At 31.5% G+C, this 17,945-nt stretch carries 17 protein-coding genes; 15 read left to right on the top strand and 2 right to left on the bottom strand.

The window, feature by feature from the left end:
* Window positions 1-85 precede the first annotated feature (85 nt).
* Window positions 86-805, bottom strand: coding sequence for a 6-phosphogluconolactonase (locus GQF29_RS05225; RefSeq protein WP_008790074.1), 720 nt, complete (start codon window positions 803-805; stop codon window positions 86-88).
* A gap of 293 nt (window positions 806-1,098) precedes the next feature.
* On the opposite strand from GQF29_RS05225, the gene GQF29_RS05220 reads away from it, so the two are divergent.
* The 4 genes from GQF29_RS05220 to eno all read left to right on the top strand — a co-directional run bounded on the left by GQF29_RS05220 (window position 1,099) and on the right by eno (window position 7,598).
* Window positions 1,099-2,475 carry a PTS sugar transporter subunit IIC gene (locus GQF29_RS05220; RefSeq protein ID WP_017144093.1) on the top strand — a complete coding sequence of 459 codons (1,377 nt, stop codon included), beginning with the start codon at window positions 1,099-1,101 and terminating at the stop codon, window positions 2,473-2,475.
* A gap of 251 nt (window positions 2,476-2,726) precedes the next feature.
* Window positions 2,727-5,051 (top strand): HAD-IC family P-type ATPase, encoded by a 2,325-nt coding sequence (locus GQF29_RS05215; RefSeq protein WP_117599064.1) that lies wholly within the window; start codon window positions 2,727-2,729, stop codon window positions 5,049-5,051.
* Between the two features lie 69 nt (window positions 5,052-5,120).
* A complete protein-coding gene (locus GQF29_RS05210) occupies window positions 5,121-6,014 on the top strand; it encodes a DUF7916 family protein (protein ID WP_054689206.1) in 894 nt (297 codons plus the stop codon).
* 291 nt (window positions 6,015-6,305) lie between these two features.
* Window positions 6,306-7,598: a phosphopyruvate hydratase gene (eno, locus tag GQF29_RS05205; RefSeq protein ID WP_008790070.1), complete on the top strand. Its 1,293-nt coding sequence runs from the start codon at window positions 6,306-6,308 to the stop codon at window positions 7,596-7,598.
* A 28-nt stretch (window positions 7,599-7,626) separates the two neighbouring features.
* Here eno and GQF29_RS05200 read toward each other — a convergent pair whose 3' ends face one another.
* The gene (locus GQF29_RS05200) at window positions 7,627-7,932 is read right to left on the bottom strand and encodes a rhodanese-like domain-containing protein (RefSeq protein WP_008790069.1); all 306 of its coding nucleotides are present in this window, start codon (window positions 7,930-7,932) and stop codon (window positions 7,627-7,629) included.
* A gap of 115 nt (window positions 7,933-8,047) precedes the next feature.
* On the opposite strand from GQF29_RS05200, the gene GQF29_RS05195 reads away from it, so the two are divergent.
* The 11 genes from GQF29_RS05195 to GQF29_RS05145 all read left to right on the top strand — a co-directional run bounded on the left by GQF29_RS05195 (window position 8,048) and on the right by GQF29_RS05145 (window position 17,851).
* Window positions 8,048-8,266: a hypothetical protein gene (locus tag GQF29_RS05195; RefSeq protein WP_017144094.1), complete on the top strand. Its 219-nt coding sequence runs from the start codon at window positions 8,048-8,050 to the stop codon at window positions 8,264-8,266.
* 137 nt (window positions 8,267-8,403) lie between these two features.
* Entirely contained in the window at window positions 8,404-8,913 is a 510-nt protein-coding gene (locus GQF29_RS05190; protein WP_008790068.1) for a CarD family transcriptional regulator, read from the top strand.
* A gap of 4 nt (window positions 8,914-8,917) precedes the next feature.
* Window positions 8,918-9,364, top strand: a complete 447-nt coding sequence (locus tag GQF29_RS05185) for a hypothetical protein (RefSeq protein ID WP_008790067.1) — start codon at window positions 8,918-8,920, stop codon at window positions 9,362-9,364.
* A gap of 175 nt (window positions 9,365-9,539) precedes the next feature.
* Window positions 9,540-10,724 carry a phosphoglycerate kinase gene (locus tag GQF29_RS05180; protein WP_008790066.1) on the top strand — a complete coding sequence of 395 codons (1,185 nt, stop codon included), beginning with the start codon at window positions 9,540-9,542 and terminating at the stop codon, window positions 10,722-10,724.
* A gap of 15 nt (window positions 10,725-10,739) precedes the next feature.
* Window positions 10,740-11,483 (top strand): triose-phosphate isomerase, encoded by a 744-nt coding sequence (tpiA, locus tag GQF29_RS05175; protein ID WP_008790065.1) that lies wholly within the window; start codon window positions 10,740-10,742, stop codon window positions 11,481-11,483.
* A 111-nt stretch (window positions 11,484-11,594) separates the two neighbouring features.
* Window positions 11,595-13,034 (top strand): DEAD/DEAH box helicase, encoded by a 1,440-nt coding sequence (locus tag GQF29_RS05170; RefSeq protein WP_008790064.1) that lies wholly within the window; start codon window positions 11,595-11,597, stop codon window positions 13,032-13,034.
* A 91-nt stretch (window positions 13,035-13,125) separates the two neighbouring features.
* Window positions 13,126-13,896 (top strand): hypothetical protein, encoded by a 771-nt coding sequence (locus GQF29_RS05165; protein WP_008790063.1) that lies wholly within the window; start codon window positions 13,126-13,128, stop codon window positions 13,894-13,896.
* A gap of 173 nt (window positions 13,897-14,069) precedes the next feature.
* Complete coding sequence (locus GQF29_RS05160; RefSeq protein ID WP_008790062.1) at window positions 14,070-15,410, top strand: PTS sugar transporter subunit IIC; 1,341 nt, start codon at window positions 14,070-14,072, stop codon at window positions 15,408-15,410.
* A gap of 12 nt (window positions 15,411-15,422) precedes the next feature.
* Window positions 15,423-15,692 carry a hypothetical protein gene (locus GQF29_RS05155; protein ID WP_008790061.1) on the top strand — a complete coding sequence of 90 codons (270 nt, stop codon included), beginning with the start codon at window positions 15,423-15,425 and terminating at the stop codon, window positions 15,690-15,692.
* A gap of 348 nt (window positions 15,693-16,040) precedes the next feature.
* Entirely contained in the window at window positions 16,041-16,868 is an 828-nt protein-coding gene (locus GQF29_RS05150) for a PD-(D/E)XK nuclease family transposase (protein WP_160340742.1), read from the top strand.
* Window positions 16,869-16,990: 122 nt separating this feature from the next.
* On the top strand, window positions 16,991-17,851 hold the full coding sequence (locus GQF29_RS05145) for a MurR/RpiR family transcriptional regulator (RefSeq protein ID WP_008790059.1): 861 nt from the start codon (window positions 16,991-16,993) through the stop codon (window positions 17,849-17,851).
* Window positions 17,852-17,945 lie beyond the last annotated feature (94 nt).

Below are 17,945 nucleotides of genomic sequence, written 5' to 3'. Positions count from 1 at the left end.
GATTTCCATGAAATAAAAAACTTTTCCAGATTTTGGAAAAGAGTTGATAAAAGGAAAACGAACGATGTTGTTTTCCTTATAAAAATTAAAGTCTCTTATAATCTTCCCTATTTAATAAAGAAGCAGCTTCTTTATCACAGATAACTGTAAAATTAGGATGAAGTTTTAAGACAGTTGCTGGCAATTCATCTGTAATCGGTGAATCTAAGACTTGTTTTAAAATTTCAGCTTTTTCTTTGCCTGTAACAATCATGACCAGATGTTTAACACGCATTAAACTTTTTGGACCCATTGTTAATGTAACAGGTAAATGTGGTTTGGCTGGATATGTAGGATTTGCAGCATTTTTTGTTGCACGGTCCATTGGATAAGTATAGCTATCCATTGGTGTACATCTTGGACAATTGCTACAGAAATGGCCATCAAATCCTAGTCCAATTAACATAACATCAATGCCACCAGCATCACGAATTTCCTGATCATATGTTTCCCAGTTTTCCATAGTTGTGGTATGAATTCTTTTGGCAGGAATATGGGCATCTTTAAAGAATAATTCTTGCATTTCTTCCCAGTTAGGGCCATAAGGTTTATCAAGATATGGGGCTTCATCAAATAAGTAATACTCAATATCTTTAAATTTTTCTTGATCCTTGACATAAGGAATCATCATCTTGTACAAATTGATTGGAGATTTCCCAGCAGTTAAAGAAATATTAACTCTCTTATCCTGCATCATTGTACCTAGTAAAATGTGCATAGCACTTTCACTCATTTTTTGTTCATTTTCTTCAATAATTAACTTCATAAACTTTTTCCTCCTTGATCTCGTTGTGTTTTTCACACATCTTTCACAAGAAGATAATACTCACACATGTCCCATTATAATTTTTTTTAGACTTGTGTCAAGAATATATTTTGATATTTAAATTTATGATTTTTCGAATAATTTAACACTAATTTATAAATATATAACAATTATAGATCATTATCAACTCATTTCCACATTGTGGAAATGTTTTCGACAATATGGAAAATAATTGAATTTGTAAGAGCCATAATTATATAATCAGGGTACAGATTCAGGAGGGAGGAATATTCATGAATTTCATGGAAAAATTCAATGAACTTGCAAATCGTACGCTTGTACCGATTGCAAATAAATTAGGGAATCAAAGACATCTGGCTGCTATTCGTGATGGAATGGTTGTTGCTATTCCGTTATCTATCTTAGGTGGTGTATGTTTAATTATTTCAACACCGCCATTTAAACCAGATACGTTACCTAATTGGGGATTTATTAGTGATTTGTTGTTAGGATGGTATAATTGGGCACAGGCTAACAAAGCGATGCTGCAATTACCATATAATATGACGATGGCTTTAATGGGGTTATTTGTAGCCTTTGCTATTGCATATCATTTGGCTAAGAGATATAAGATGCCAACATTAAATACTGCAATTGTTTCGACAGCTGTTTTTTTTATAGTGACATCACCAGCTGTATCTGCTGTCCCTACAAGTGCTATAAGCGAAGGATCAAATATGACTGATTTATTAGGTATGGCAGGTAATTATATACCAATGACATTCTTAGATGCGAAGGGAATATTTACAGCTATCATTGTTGCTATTGGCTGTGTTGAAATTATGCATTTTATGTTAGCTAAAAATATTCGTTTTAAGATGCCAGAAGGTGTTCCACCAGCGATTAGTTCTTCATTTGATGCAATTATGCCATTATTTGTCTGTGTTATTACATTCTATGCTATTTCGTTATTCATTCAAAATGTGAGTGGAGAATTGTTACCAAGTATGATTATGACACTTTTAGCACCAGCAATTTCAGGATTAGATTCTTTATTGGGAATTTGTTTAATTACAATTATTGCTCAGACATTCTGGTTCTTTGGATTACATGGTGCAAGCATTACACAACCAATTAGATTGCCTTTTATGCAAATGTATTTAGTTGCTAATATTACTGCATTTACTGCTGGTGAACCCATTGCCCATTTCTTTACACAACCATTTTGGTCATATGTGATAACACTGGGTGGCGGTGGAGCAACTTTAGGATTATGTATCTTACTGCTTCGTTCGAAATCAGTGGAATTAAAAACTTTGGGGAAACTTTCAATAGGACCAGCAATCTTTAATATTAATGAACCAATTATCTTTGGATTACCAATGGTGTTAAATCCATTAATGATGATACCGTTTATTTTTGTACCAGTTATTAATTCTATTATTGCTTATGCGTGTATGGCATTTCAGATTGTTGGAAAAGGTGTTATTGAAACACCATGGACAACTCCTGCACCATTAGGAGCTGCATTGGGATGTATGGATTTTAGAGCAGCTATTATGGTTATCGGATTAATTGTATTGGATATGTGTTTATATTATCCATTCTTTAAATTACTTGAAAAACAAAAATTAAGTGAAGAAAGCGGAGTTCAAACAACAGAAAACTAAATATAAGAAGATAAAACTCACACACACAAACTTCGTTTCATCATTTAATGATCTCTGATTATTATTTTATAATTAGAGATTTTTATATTTTATTATGATTTATAGTATTCTTTCGTTTTTCTTTAGAAATTATTAGACAAAATAATCATAAATTATCTATAACAATATGATAATATAATGTAAAGTTTATGTGAATAATTATGAGTTTTGAAAGAAATATGTTATGATAGAAAACAAAAGTAGGTGTAAGTGTGAGAAAAGTCAAAGGATTAACAAATGAACAAGTTCAAAATGAAATGAAATTAGGACATATGAATATATCTCCTAAGCCACTCGTAAAGAGTTATCGTCAAATTGTCATTGAACATGTTTTTAATTTATTTAATGCATACAATTTTGTAATAGCTGTTGCTTTAATTATGGTTCAAGCATGGTCTAGTTTATTTTTTGTCGTTATTGTAACTTCTAATACAGTCATTAGAATTTATCAGGAAATAAGATCAAGAAATATGGTAGCCAAACTTAATTTAATTATCTCACCAAAGACAAAAGTTTTAAGAGATGACCAAATTCAAGAAATAGATAATGAAGAAATAGTTCTTAGCGATGTTATTTATTTAGAAACAGGAAATCAAATATCTGCTGATTCTATAGTTTTAGATACAGCAGTAGAGGTTGATGAGTCATTACTTACTGGTGAAGTTGATCCTGTTTTAAAAAGAGTTGGAGATCATCTTTTGTCAGGGAGCTTTATTGTTTCAGGTGCTTGTCATGCTGAAGTAGAGCATGTCGGAATAGATAACTATGCAACAAAGATTGCTAATGAAGCAAGAAACCGTAAACCAGTGATTTCTGAACTTGTGACATTTTTTAATAAAGTCACAAAGTTTACAAGTTTTCTTGTTTTACCATTGAGTATATTGATGTTATATCAAGCATTAATTGTGCGTGATGAGTCAATGACAATGGCTATAGTTAATACTTCTACAGCATTGCTTGGGATGTTGCCAAAAGGATTGGTATTATTAACAAGTGTTTCAATGGCTGCTAGTATTGTTCGATTAGGGAAAAAAGAGGTTCTTGTTCAAGAAATGTTCAGTATTGAAACATTATCTCATGCTGATGTATTATGCTTGGATAAAACAGGGACATTAACACAAGGAAAAATGGAAGTTCAAGATCTCATTTTATTTGACCATAAATTACCTTATGATATTAATGATGTTATGTCTTCATTTGTTAGTGGTAGTCTTGATAACAATGCAACATTTCAAACATTGTCGAAATATTTCCAAGGAAATACAAAATATGACACCAAGGATAGAGTCTCTTTTTCTTCAGCTAGAAAATGGAGTGCTTCTTTCTTAGAGAACGTAGGAACAATAATTGTAGGGGCTCCAGAATTTATTATACCTGATTTGGTAATGCCACAAAGTGTTGAGGTGGCAAAACAAAAAGGTGCACGTGTTCTCCTTGTTGCTCATCATCCTGATTTTGAAACATTTCAAGATGATTTGAAAAACGCAATACCTATGGCAGCAATTGTGATTCTTGATCCATTAAGAGCAGATGCTAAAGAAACAATTGATTTCTTTAGAGAAAATGATGTTCTTATTAAAGTGATTTCAGGTGATAATCCAGTGACTGTGAGTGCGTTGGCAGCTCAAGCTGGTGTCGAAAATTCAAGCCATTATCTGGATGCAACAACATTACAAACAGATGAAGATATTGAAAATGCTATTATGAATTATAATGTTATTGGTCGAGCAACGCCTCATCAAAAACACAAAATGATATTAGCGCTTCAAAGCCATAAATTAAAAGTTGCGATGACTGGTGATGGAGTGAATGATGTCTTGGCATTGAAAGATGCAGATGTTTCTATTGCAATGGGATCGGGGTCAGATGCTGCTAAACAAATATCTCAATTTGTAGTCATTAATGGTGAATTATCTACAATGGTCGATGTTGTCAAAGAAGGACGTTTAGATACTAATAATGTGGAGCGTTCTGCTTCTATGTACTATTTAAAAACCATTTATACAATTTTGATTGCCATAGCAATGGTTTTATTGAATATGCCTTATCCATTTATTCCTTTTCAAATGACTTTATTAGATAACTTTGTAGAAGGTTTTCCATCATTTATGATTTTGTTTGAAAAGAATATTAGTAAACAAAAAGAATCAATTGCACGTCATACTTTACGTTATTCTGTTCCAAATGCGATGGCAGTTGTTTTGAGTGTTATTTGTATGAGTATCTTTTCTGATCAATTAGGATTAAATTTAAATGAATTGTTTACAATTCTTTATTTCTCAACTGCAATGATTGCTATCCACTTGATTTATCGTATTTATAGTCCAGTAAACTGGTACAGAGGTTTTGTATTGATTATTGATGTCATTGGATTTATTATTGCAACTCGTTTGTTCTGGGATTGGTTACAACTTGCGCCAATGACATGGGGATTATTCCAGTATATTTCTATCATTGTGATAGGTGGTATTATCTTATCAACAATCATCTCATACTTTATAAATCGTTATCTTGATAAAGATATAGCTGAAAGATGAAAATCATTCAGTTTTCTTTCATATGAGGAAAAAAAGAGTATAATAGAAAATAGAAATGGAGGTTTGATTATGAAAAGATTATTAAATTGTACAACAAGTGAAATGTTAAGTATGAACAAGGATGAATTAAAACAATCTATTCTTGCATGTGAAGGAAGAACTGTGATGACTGAAACAGTCTGCGCAATTCCACCTTTATTAGGAGATTTAACAAATGCTGAATTGGCTGTTTCTTTTGGAAGTGATATGGTCTTATTGAATGTCTTTGACTGCAATCATCCTACAATTATGGGTTTGCCAGAAACAGAGCAACCTGTTCAGTTATTAAAAAAACTAATAGGAAGACCTGTAGGTTGTAATCTAGAACCAATTGATAATGATGCTACTATGATGGAAGATAGATATGAAATATCTAGTGGACGTCATGCAACAAAAGAGACATTCATAAAAGCAAAAGAACTTGGTTTTGACTTTATTTGTTTAACAGGTAATCCTGGAACTGGAGTAAGTCATGCATCTATCGAAAAAGCAATATTATTAGCAAAAGAATATTTTGGTGGTCTCATTATTGCTGGAAAAATGCATTCTTCTGGAATTGATGAAGCATTGGTTGATTTGAAAAGTATTGAAGGATTTATTGAAGCGGGAGCAGATATTATCTTAATGCCAGCTGTGAATACAGTCCCTGGTTTAACTGAAAAAGAATTACATACAGCTTGTCAATTCATTAAATCTAAAGGTGCATTATCATTAAGTGCAATTGGAACATCTCAAGAAGGTAGTGATGAAGCAACCATTAGAGAGATTGCATTAATGAATAAGCGATGTGGTATTGATATTCAACATATTGGTGATGCGGGATGGTGTGGTATGGCTTTACCAGAAAATATTATGACATTATCTATTGCTATTAGAGGTAAACGTTGGACATATCATAAGATTGCATCTTCAGTCAATCGATAATATGGAAAGAGCACTTTATCACAAATTGATAGGTGCTTTTTTATAAAAACAAGAAAAAGATCTGCTAAAAAAACATATGGTTTTCTCAATTTTGACAATAAATGAGTTAATTTTCACTTCGATTATTTGAAAAAGTTTTTTTGGCATTTCTTTTTATGCATAAATGTTGCATAAAAAATAATGATGTGTTATTCTATATATGGTTAGCGAAGACTAACTTTGTGTGTATAAATGATTTTCTATCCTATGCCAACCACATAGGGTAGGAACTCTATTTAAGGAGGACGAAAGATGGATAAAATTAGTCGTATCTATGCAAGAGAAGTGTTAGATTCTCGTGGGAATCCAACAGTCGAAGTTGAAGTTAGCAGTGAATATGGAGCATTTGGTAGAGCCATTGTCCCTAGTGGTGCATCTACAGGTGTTCATGAAGCAGTGGAATTAAGAGATGGAGACCAAAATAGATATTTGGGGTTAGGAGTATCAAAAGCAGTTGATAATGTTAATGAAATTATTGCGAAAGAAATTGTAGGTAGAGATGTCACTGCCCAAAGAGAAATTGATGAAGCAATGATTGCCTTAGACGGGACTGCAAATAAAGGAAAATTAGGAGCAAATGCAATTCTTGGTGTTTCATTAGCAGTTGCAAGATGTGCAGCAGATAGTTTAAATGTCCCATTGTATAAATATATTGGTGGAGCTAATGCCCATGTTTTACCAACACCAATGATGAATATTATAAATGGTGGTGCACATGCAGATAATAATGTAGATTTCCAAGAATTTATGATTATGCCAGTAAGTGCAGGTTCATTTAAAGAGACAATTCGAATGGGAGCAGAAATTTTCCATGCTTTAAAGAAGGTCTTGAAGGCTAAAGGATTAAATACAGCAGTTGGTGATGAAGGTGGTTTTGCACCGAATTTAGCATCTAATGAAGAAGCAATTCAAACAATTCTAGAAGCTATTGAAAAAGCTGGATATCAACCAGGTACTGATGTGAAATTAGCAATGGACGTAGCCAGTTCAGAATTCTATAAAGATGGTATGTATACATTACCTGGTGAAAACAACAAATCTTTTACATCAAAAGAACTTGTTGATTTCTATGTTGAGTTATGTGAAAAGTATCCAATTATTTCAATAGAAGATGGATTGGATCAAGATGACTGGGAAGGATGGGATTATCTAACTGAGAAGTTAGGTGGTAAAGTTCAACTTGTTGGTGATGATTTCTTTGTCACAAATACAAAAAGATTACAACAAGGTATTGAAAGAGGTGTTGCGAATTCAATCTTAATTAAAGTGAATCAGATTGGAACATTAACTGAAACATTAGAAGCTATTGAAATGGCTCAAAAAGCTAATTATACAGCAGTTATTTCACATCGTTCTGGTGAAACAGAAGATACAACAATTGCTGATATTGCAGTTGCTACAAACGCTGGACAAATCAAAACTGGTTCTGCTTCAAGAACAGATCGTATTGCAAAATACAATCAATTATTAAGAATTGAAGATGAATTGTCAGCCCAAGGTCAATTTGCAGGGTTAGAGGCATTCTATCAATTGTCAAAGTCATAATCTAAAAGCCATCAATCTATGATGGCTTTTAAAAATACATATCATTTTGCACATTTAAAAAGGCTTGAAATCCTCCTGATATATAATAGGCTTGAAATCCTAATTGGGATAATTGACGAGAGAGTTCCTCAGTTCTTTTTCCACTATAACAAATCAAAACAATTGGTTTTGATTTGGAAAAAGTTAAGATATCTCTTAATAGTTGATCAGGTTGAATATTTAGAAAGTTTTTAATATGCAGTTGATTGTATTGGTGTGGATCTCTTATATCAATAAAAGTATAATCTTGATTTACAAGTTGATAAATCATTTCTGGTTCAATAGCATTATTCATAGAATCACCTAATTTAAAGTATTCATTATTTTGAAATATGTGATTTATAATAATAGTTGACTCTTCATAGAAACTCCATATAAATATGTTATTATGGCTACAGGTGATAGAGATGATGAAAAAAAAGAAATTAATAATGATACAACTGATGATGACTATACTTATTATATCGATATTGTTTAGTTTATGGATATTACATGTATTTGATATTTTTAGAGAATTGCAATTTATTTTAGCTTGTTTAATTGGTGTCATTGGGATCTGCAGTATTCTTCTTTCGCTTTATAAGTTATTGTCGAATCGTAAAGAACCTATCAAAGCATATCGAAGATAATCAGAATTTTACGAATTTTCTTTCTGACATTATTTAAAAAAGTATGATATAATGTAAGAAACTCAACGCGTTGTTTGCCCAAACGTAAATCCAGTTGGTGCAGGTAATGCGTTGTTTTATTATAAGGAGGATGATGAATGTATAAGATTAACGATATGGTGGTATATGGGAATGAAGGCGTATGTAAGATAACTGATTTAACAAAGCGCTCATTTGCAAATAAGGTTGTTGAATATTATGTATTAAAGCCTGTATATAATGAACATTCAATTGTATATATACCTATTGATAATGAAGAATTGGTATCTAAGATCAAGAGAATTCTTTCGGTTGAAGATATTCATGAATTAATTCGAACACTTCCTAATGAAGACTATTGCTGGATTGAAAATGATAATCAGCGAAAAGAAAAATATCGTGAGATTATAAAAAGTGGTAATCGTAAAGAATTGATGAAAATGATTCGAACACTCTATTTATATCAACAGGAGTTAAAGAAAGATGGTAAAAAAATTCATGCTGCTGATGATAAATTTTTTAAGGATGCAGAAAAAGTTCTATATGACGAATTTGCTTATGTATTAGATATTGAACAAGAAGATGTTGTTTCTTTTATTTGTGATCAATTTGAAGTTAATGAGGTATAGATGTATGTATGATCAAAATGATTATATTGTTTATCAAGATGGTATTGCTAGAGTTATAGAAGTAGAGAACAATCAAGTCATTATAGAAGATTATATAAGTCAGGAAATCAAAAATATAAATCACCATCATATTATCAGAAAGATTTGTTCTTTAGAAACTATTAAAGATATTTTAGAGAGAATAGAATTTATAAGAACAGTTTATGCTCCTCAAAAGAAAGTTTTAGAAGAACTCTATCAAGAGGCAATGATGAAATATGATGAACTTGAATGGGTAAAAGTTATTAAAAGTGTTTATGTAAGAGAGAAAATGAAGAAAGCATATTCTTTTGAAAGAGCGTATCGAATACAGGCAGAACACTTTTTAAATAGTGAGATTTCTATATTATTACAAATTCCTGAAGAAGAAGTGAATCAATATATTATCAATTCTATTCATGAAAATGGATAGAATGGAAACGTTATGTAAAGACAAAACATAACGTTTTTCTTCATATGAAAATGCGAAAAATAGCGATATAATGAAAGATAAGAGAAAGCCTTGATAAATGCTTCACATAAGCAAAGAAAGCGATTGAAAATCGTCAGTAAGAGTGTTATAATTCAACCATGGAGGAATGTGAAAAATGGATAAAAAAACAATTAAAGATATTGAAGTTGCTGGAAAAACTGTCTTAGTTCGTGTTGACTTCAATGTACCTAGAAACAAAGAAACAGGAGAAATTACAAACGACAACAGAATTGTTGCTGCTTTACCAACTCTAAAATATTTATTAGCAGAAGGACCAAAAGCAATTGTATTATTTTCTCATTTAGGGAAAGTAAAAACTGAAGAAGACAAAGCTAAAAATGATTTAGCTGTTGTTGCTCCTAGATTATCTGAATTATTAGGAGTTGATGTTAAATTCGTTAATTGTACTAGAGGAGCTGAACTTGAAAATGCAGTGAAAGAAGCTAATAATGGTCAAGTTATTTTAGTACAAAATACACGTTATGAAGCTGGTGAAAGTAAAAATGATCCAGAACTTGGAAAATACTGGGCATCTTTAGGTGATGTATTTGTTGAAGATGCATTTGGTTCTGTACATAGAGCTCATGCTTCTACAGCGGGAATTCCTGCTCACTTACCATCAGCAGCTGGTTTCTTAGTAGAAAAAGAAATCGCATATATTGGAAAAGCTGTAAGTAATCCAGAAAGACCTATGGTAGCGATCTTAGGTGGAGCTAAAGTTTCTGATAAAATTTTAGTTATTGAAAACTTATTAAAGATTGCTGACAAAGTTATTGTTGGTGGAGGTATGACTTATACTTTCATGAAAGCAATGGGACATAACATTGGTAATTCTTTAGTTGAAGAAGATCGTATTGAAGTTGCTAAAGAAATTATTGCTAAAGGTGGAGATAAATTAATCTTACCTGTTGATTCTGTTATCAATAATGCGTTTGCAGAGACAGGTGATATCAAAGTTTGTGGTGAAGATGTACCTGAAGGATATATGGGATTAGACATTGGACCTAAATCTGTTGAAAACATCAAAAATGCTTTAGCAGGTGCAAAAACAGTTATCTGGAATGGACCAATGGGTGTATTTGAAATGGAACCATTTGCAAAAGGAACAATTGCTGTATGTGAAGCATTAGCTAATTTAGATGATGCCAATACAATTATTGGTGGTGGAGATAGTGCTGCTGCTGTTATGCAATTAGGATATGCAGATAAAGTTTCTCACATTTCTACAGGTGGAGGAGCTTCATTAGAATACATGGAAGGTAAAGTTTTACCTGGTATTGCTGCTATTGATGATAAATAATTAGGGAGAATGAAAATGAGAAAACCAATTATCGTAGGAAACTGGAAAATGAATAAAACAATTGCAGATACAAAAGCGTTTGTTGCTGCAGTTGATAGTGCTTGTAATGATAATGCTGATTGGGGAATTGCTACTCCATATTTAGCTTTACAAGCTGCTAAAGAAGGTGCAAAAAATTTAATTATTGCAGCTGAAAACTGTCACTTTAAAGATAGTGGTGCTTATACTGGTGAAATCAGTGTTGAAATGTTGAAAGAAATCGGAATTGAATGGGTTATCTTAGGACATTCTGAAAGAAGACAATATTTTGGTGAAACTGATGAAACAGTCAATGCAAAAATGTTACAAGTTTTACACAATGATATGACTCCAATCGTATGTGTTGGTGAAACATTGGAAGAATATGAAGCTGGAACAACTAAAGATGTTGTCAAGACACAAACAGTTGCTGCTTTCAAAGATGTATGTCCAAACTGTGCTGGAAGAGTTGTTATTGCTTATGAACCAGTATGGGCTATTGGTACAGGTAAAACTGCAACGAATGAAATTGCACAAGATGTTTGTGCATATATTAGAAGCGTTGTTGCTGAATTATATGGTCAAGAAGTTGCTGATAAAGTAAGAATTCAATATGGTGGATCTGTGAAACCTGAAGGATTAAAAGAATTATTAGAACAACCTGACATTGATGGAGCATTGGTTGGTGGAGCTTCTTTAGTAGAAGATTCTTATAAAGCTATGATTGCTGCATTAGATTAATATAAAGATTCGGACTCATAACTTTTGTTATGAGTTTTTCTTTATTTTTAAATAGTTCTTGCAAGTTTGGATGAATTCATGGATACTAGGGAAGTAGAAACGAGGGTAATTATGAAATTTAAAGAATTGAATATTGATGGAAGAATACAAGATGCACTTGAAAAGTTAGGATATAGTGAAGCAACAGAAGTCCAGTCTGCAGTCATCCCAGAGTTAAAACAAGAACGTGATGTCATTGTCAAAGCAAAGACAGGAAGTGGGAAGACAGCAGCTTTTGCAATTCCGCTTTTAGATTCAGTTGTTTGGGAAGAGAATAAACCACAAGTACTGGTATTAACACCAACAAGAGAGCTTGCTATACAGGTAAAAGAAGATTTTGATAATATTGGCACTTATAAAAAAATAAAGACTTTAGCTATTTTTGGGAAACAGCCATATAAGTTTCAAACACAAGATTTAAAACAAAAAACACATGTTGTTGTAGCGACACCAGGTCGTATATTAGATCATTTACAGAGAGGAACATTTGATGCAAGTCATTTAAAATATCTAGTTTTAGATGAAGCGGATGAAATGCTAAATATGGGTTTTATTGAAACTGTTGAAAAAATTATTGAAAAATTACCAGTCAAAAGAACAACTTGTCTTTTTTCAGCAACCTTACCAGAAGAGATTAAAAAACTCGCAGCAAAATTTATGAAAAATCCAGTACAGGTCAATATAAAGCAATCTCAAGTCATTAATCAAAAGATAGAAACATATGCATATGAAGTCATGTCATATGAAAAAGCAGGTTTTCTTTTAAAGCTGATTGTTCATGAAAAGCCTTCAAGTGCTATTATTTTTTGTGAAACACAAGAAAGAGTTAATGAAGTTTATGATATGTTATATAAAAATGGTATATCTGTGCATAAAATACATGGAGGTATGTTACAAACTGATCGTCTTGAAAATATGAATGATTTTCGTTTAGGGAAAGTTCAATTTTTAGTTGCAACTGATGTAGCAGCAAGAGGAATTGATATTGAAAATATTTCTCATGTTATAAATTATGATTTACCTAGGGAAGCTCAAAATTATATTCATAGAATTGGCAGAACAGCAAGGATTGGGAAAGCAGGAATTGCTATTTCATTATTGAGTAAAGATGATTATAAACGTCGTATGTGTATTGAAGACTATACAGAGACATCATTTGATATAAAGGATAATGAATCTATTTTTAATACGGTTGTTAATTGTCAATCATTAAATGAACTAAAAAAGATGGTTGTTCAAAAGGAAAAGAAAAATAAAGTTTTACAGGAAGATATTATGAGACTTTATTTTAGTGTAGGTAAAAGAAAAAAGATAGCAGCAGGAAATTTGGTAGGAGCTATCTGTGCTCTTGAAGATGTTAATGGTGATGATATTGGAATTATCCAAGTTCAGGATATGTGTAGTTATGTAGATATTTTAAATGGTAAAGGTAAGAGTGTTGCTCAAAGACTCAACAATACACTTATTAAAGGACGGACAATGAAAGTAGAGATTGCTAATAGAAAAATGTAGGTAGGTTATATATTAAGAAAATCTTAAGAATTGTTTTGTTGACATTAATTTCCAAAATGTATACTATATGAGTATAAGTGGAGGGACAAATATGAAATTGAAGCGAATAATAGCATGTTTGTGCGCTGTGATGTTAGTTGGGTGTGGGAGTTCAGATAAACCATCTGGTTCATCAACACAAAAAGGTCTTTATGAAAATTTGGATGGTAAAGCAACACTAGGCGAAGTTATAAAGAAGATGAATAATGATGTTTCTTATGTAAAAAGTGATATTGATGAAAATGGAAATATTGTGAATAATGAAATCTATAAAATAGATAATCATTTATGTTTTGTTTCTAAATCTGTATTTGAAGAAGGTGCATATAATACATTATCTTATACAATAACGCAAGGAAATAATTTTCATTCACTTTATTTAGGTGATGATAATACATATAAATATGATATCATGAACGATTATTCTCATATTGTAGAAAAAATACATGTTGATTATTTAAATGATAAGAATTATGAAGTCTATAATGTAGAGAGAAAAGATGAAGATAATCAAATTGTTTTGACTATAAAATTAAAGATGACTGAAATAACTGGTGGTGGTATTGAAGAAACAGAAACACGATATGCAATCAGTCAAATAGTTATTAATAAGGATGGTTATATATCACAAGAAGAAATTACTTATTATACAAATGATCAATTTTCAGAAACTTCAGGAGATATCAAAACAATAAAGAATTCTGATTTTAATAGTAAGAATCAGAAAGATTTTGAAAAAGAAATTGATTTAATGAAATCATGCGATGGATTAACTGATCAAGAAGTCAAAGAAAAGTTAAATATAATAACAGAAGAAGCTTAGCTTCTTTTTTCATTAAATGAAAATATTTTAATGTTTTTGGAACGGAATTTCAATAAACAAAGTGATAATCAACATAATTTGACATCTTAATTCCAAAAAAGAAAAAAGACATACAAAAACCCTTTGAAAACCCTTACAATAAACTCACGTTAACAAACGAGAGGAGAGTATTTATGAGTTTAGGTGATAGACTTACTGAAAAATTATTGATTGTTGCTACAAAGATTACGAGTCAAAGACATATGTCAGCAATTAAGAATGCTTTCACTGCATTACTTCCAATTATTATTACTGGGGCATTCTGTACACTATTTTCCAATGTTGTATGTTCAACGACAACAACAGGTATTTCTTTAGCGAAGCTGCCAGGAATGGCTTGGTTAGAAGGCTTGACAGGAATGTTTACAGCAGCCAATTATGCCACTTTGAATTTTTTAACAATTGGGACTGTAGTTCTGATTGCAATTGAATTGGGTAAACAATTAAAACATAAAGAAATTATTGTTCCTATTATTGCATTAGCATCATATATCAGTTTATGTGATACATTTACAAATATCACTGTTGAAGGTATGGATGATTTAATCAATGTTGCTAATGTTATCCCAAAAGAATTTACTAATGCTCAAGGATTGTTTCTTGGAATGATTGTTGCAATGGTTTCTATAGAGATCTATTGTCGTTTAGCTGATTCAGGTAAGTTGAGTATTAAAATGCCTGACACAGTTCCAACAAATGTATCACAATCATTTAATGTTTTATTTCCAGGTGTTGTGACAATCTTACTGATTTCTGGTTTTGGCTTATTATTCCAAACTGTATTTGGGATCTCTGTATATAATGCGATTAGTGCTTGTATTCAAACACCATTACGTGGTGTTCTCACTGGGCTGCCAGGATATTTATTAATATTTGGTTTATCATGTGTATTCTGGGTTATTGGTATTCATGGAACACAAGTTTTAAAACCAGTATATCAAGCGACTATGTTAGAAGCTGTGGTTTCTAATACTGATGCGGTTCAAAACGGACAAGCACCACAATTTATTTTAAATGAGACATTTATTTCTTGTTTTACAACAATGGGTGGGGCTGGTATTACAATTGGTTTGGTTATTGCCTTATTATTTGCATCAAAGCGTGATGATTATAAAGCTATTGCAAAGTTATCTTTAGCACCAGGTTTATTTAATATTAATGAAACAATGACATTTGGTTTACCAATTGTATTGAACCCAATGTTTATGATTCCATTTATTTTAACACCAATTCTCACAGCATCATTTGCTTATGTTATGACAACAATTGGTTTTTGTGGAACAATGGTTTATGCAGTACCATGGACAACACCACCATTGCTGATTGCTTGGCTTGGATCAGGAGGAAGTATTGGTGCTGTCATTACACAAGCTATTTGTATTGTTATTTCTATAGTTGTTTATTTACCATTTGTATTTGCAACCAATAAACAGGCAAAAAGTGAAGCAGAAAAACAAGTTCAAATTCAGGAATAGAGGAAAAATGTTATGTCAAAAAGAGTAAAGAATAAATATGAAGGTTTAACTGCAAGACAAATCAATATTTTGAAGATGAAAGAACAACTCAATAAACCTGATCCAAATGCGATAAAACCATTTGAAAAATATAAAGTATTAACATACCTATTTAATCTTATTTTTCCTCCCTATGCTCTTTACCGCATCTGGAAAAAGGAATCACCCTTTTGCATAACAGAACGTGTTGGTCAAACAATGATTTGTGTTGTCTATATGCTTGCTCTTATTTCTATGCAATAATAAGAAACGATGGCAAAATAACTTTTAAAAGTTGATTTTGTTAAGTTTCTTTTTTTATTTTCTTTTGTACAAAACTTTTGGTTATTTGTGTTCTCCTCATGTCCTTTTTTGAATTCATTTATACCTATGATATTTCTTGAATTTGCTATCTTCTTTATTAACTGTTATATAATTATTTATCATGTGAATTTATTTTCTTAAAAAAGAAGAAAAATAGCAAAGAAATGATGAATATATAAGTAAGGGAATCTTTTTGGATGTTTACTTTAAGCAATTGTTGTGGTATATTGTTTATAGATACTATCTCTGCTTAAGATTCTCTATATCTTAATAGAGGAGGTTGACGATGTGTTCGTATGTGAAAGGAATACCGAATATCTGGATGCGATTTCCAGACTCAAGGTGATTGATGATGATTTCATGAGGATTGTCTTCAAGGATAAGGAGTGTCTGACTCAGTTTCTTGAGATTATCTTAGAAAGGCCTATTGAAATCATTGAATGGCATGTGCAGTATGATATCAATAATATTCTTGGAAGGTCTATCAGTATTGATGTCTTTGTCAAAACTGAAAATCATTATATCAATATTGAAGTGCAAAGAGATTATACTGGAGCCAATCCAAGACGGGCAAGATTTCATGGAAGTCTGATTGATGCCAGTACATCATATCCTAAAGAAGAATGGAAGGACTTGCCTCATATGATTATCATCTTCATAACAGAAGAGGATGTCCTAGGATATGGGTTACCAATCTATCATGTTCATAGAACAATAGATGAGAATAACCAGATATTTGATGATGGAAGTGAGATCATCTATATCAATGCAAGTATTCAGGAGGATAATGCCTTAGGGAGATTGATGCATGATTTTCTATGTAGTGAGACAAGTGATATGCATTATGAGTTTTTAAGGAAAAGAGTGAGTTATTTTAAAGAGACAGAAGGAGGGAGAAAAGAGATGTGTGAAATCTGGGAAGAGATTAAAAGAAAGGGTAAGCAAGAGGGTATTCAAGAGGGTATTATTGAAGGCGAGGCCAGAGGGAGGAGAGAAGAGAAGAGTGAGATGATACAAAAGATCATTGAAAAAGGGTATACACTAGAAGAAGCATTCGATTTATTTGATATACCAGAGGAGGAACAACCAGTATACATACAGAGAATGATTTCATAGTTAGTGGAGCTAATGTGATAATATTAGGAGGCTGATTTTACTCAGCTTCTTTTTTCATTTTCTTAAAATTTTAAACATCATTACAAAAACTTGATATACTTGTAACAAAGGAGAAGAGAGTTATGATTATAGATAAAATGTGTGCACTAAAGAATTTAACATCTCAAGAAAAGGCAGTCGTTGAGTATATTCTTGACAATCCGAAAGATTTATTAGATATGAATGTTAGTGAACTCGCTAAAGCCAGTTATACTTCATCATCTACAGTCATCCGATTATGTAAAAAGCTAGAAGTCAAAGGTTTTGCTGATCTTAAATTTATCTATGCTTCAGAATTTCCAGAAATGATGAAACAAAGAGAGATGGTTAAAACTAAGCCATTTGATGAATCATCATCCATAGACGATATTATTAATACTTTACCTTTTGTTTATTTAAAAACTATGGATTATACAAAAAGTATGTTATCAAGAAATACGATTATCAGAATTACAAACTTAATGAAACAAGCCAAAAGAATAGAAATATATGGAGATGGTGTTAATTATGATTTGGCAAAAATGATGGCTTTTCGATTTGAAAACGTACATAAGGACTGCTTTGTTTATAATGCTTCACATTGGGAACATATTAAATATTTAGAATATCAAAAGATTCCTACTTTAGGAATACTCTTATCTCATACAGGTAAAAATCCTATGGTCATAGACGCAGCTAAAAGATTAAAAGAAAGCGGTATTAAAACCCTTTCTATTTCCTGTAATAGTGATATGAGATTAGCGAATATTACAGATGAGAATATTCAAATCATGGATGGTAGAAATCAGCTAGAATTACAAACCACAACATATACAGTAGCAGTTCAATATGTATTAGATATTTGTATATCTTCGTTAATGTTACATCATATGGATACAATTGAAGAAGTCTATTCAAAATTAATGAATGCAAGAGCTGAATGGCAAAATGAAAAAATGAAATGAGAATACCAAAATTATATACAATGTGTTTCTAATTTTGGAGAGTTGTTCCAAAATGAAGACAAAGACAAGTAAATAATAAAAAATAAAGTATAAT

The organism is Coprobacillus cateniformis (assembly GCF_009767585.1).
GTDB classification, from domain to species: Bacteria; Bacillota_I; Bacilli_A; order Erysipelotrichales; family Coprobacillaceae; genus Coprobacillus; species Coprobacillus cateniformis.
The sequence above is the reverse complement of the archived record's forward strand: the minus strand, read 5'-3'. Positions and strand labels throughout refer to the sequence as shown.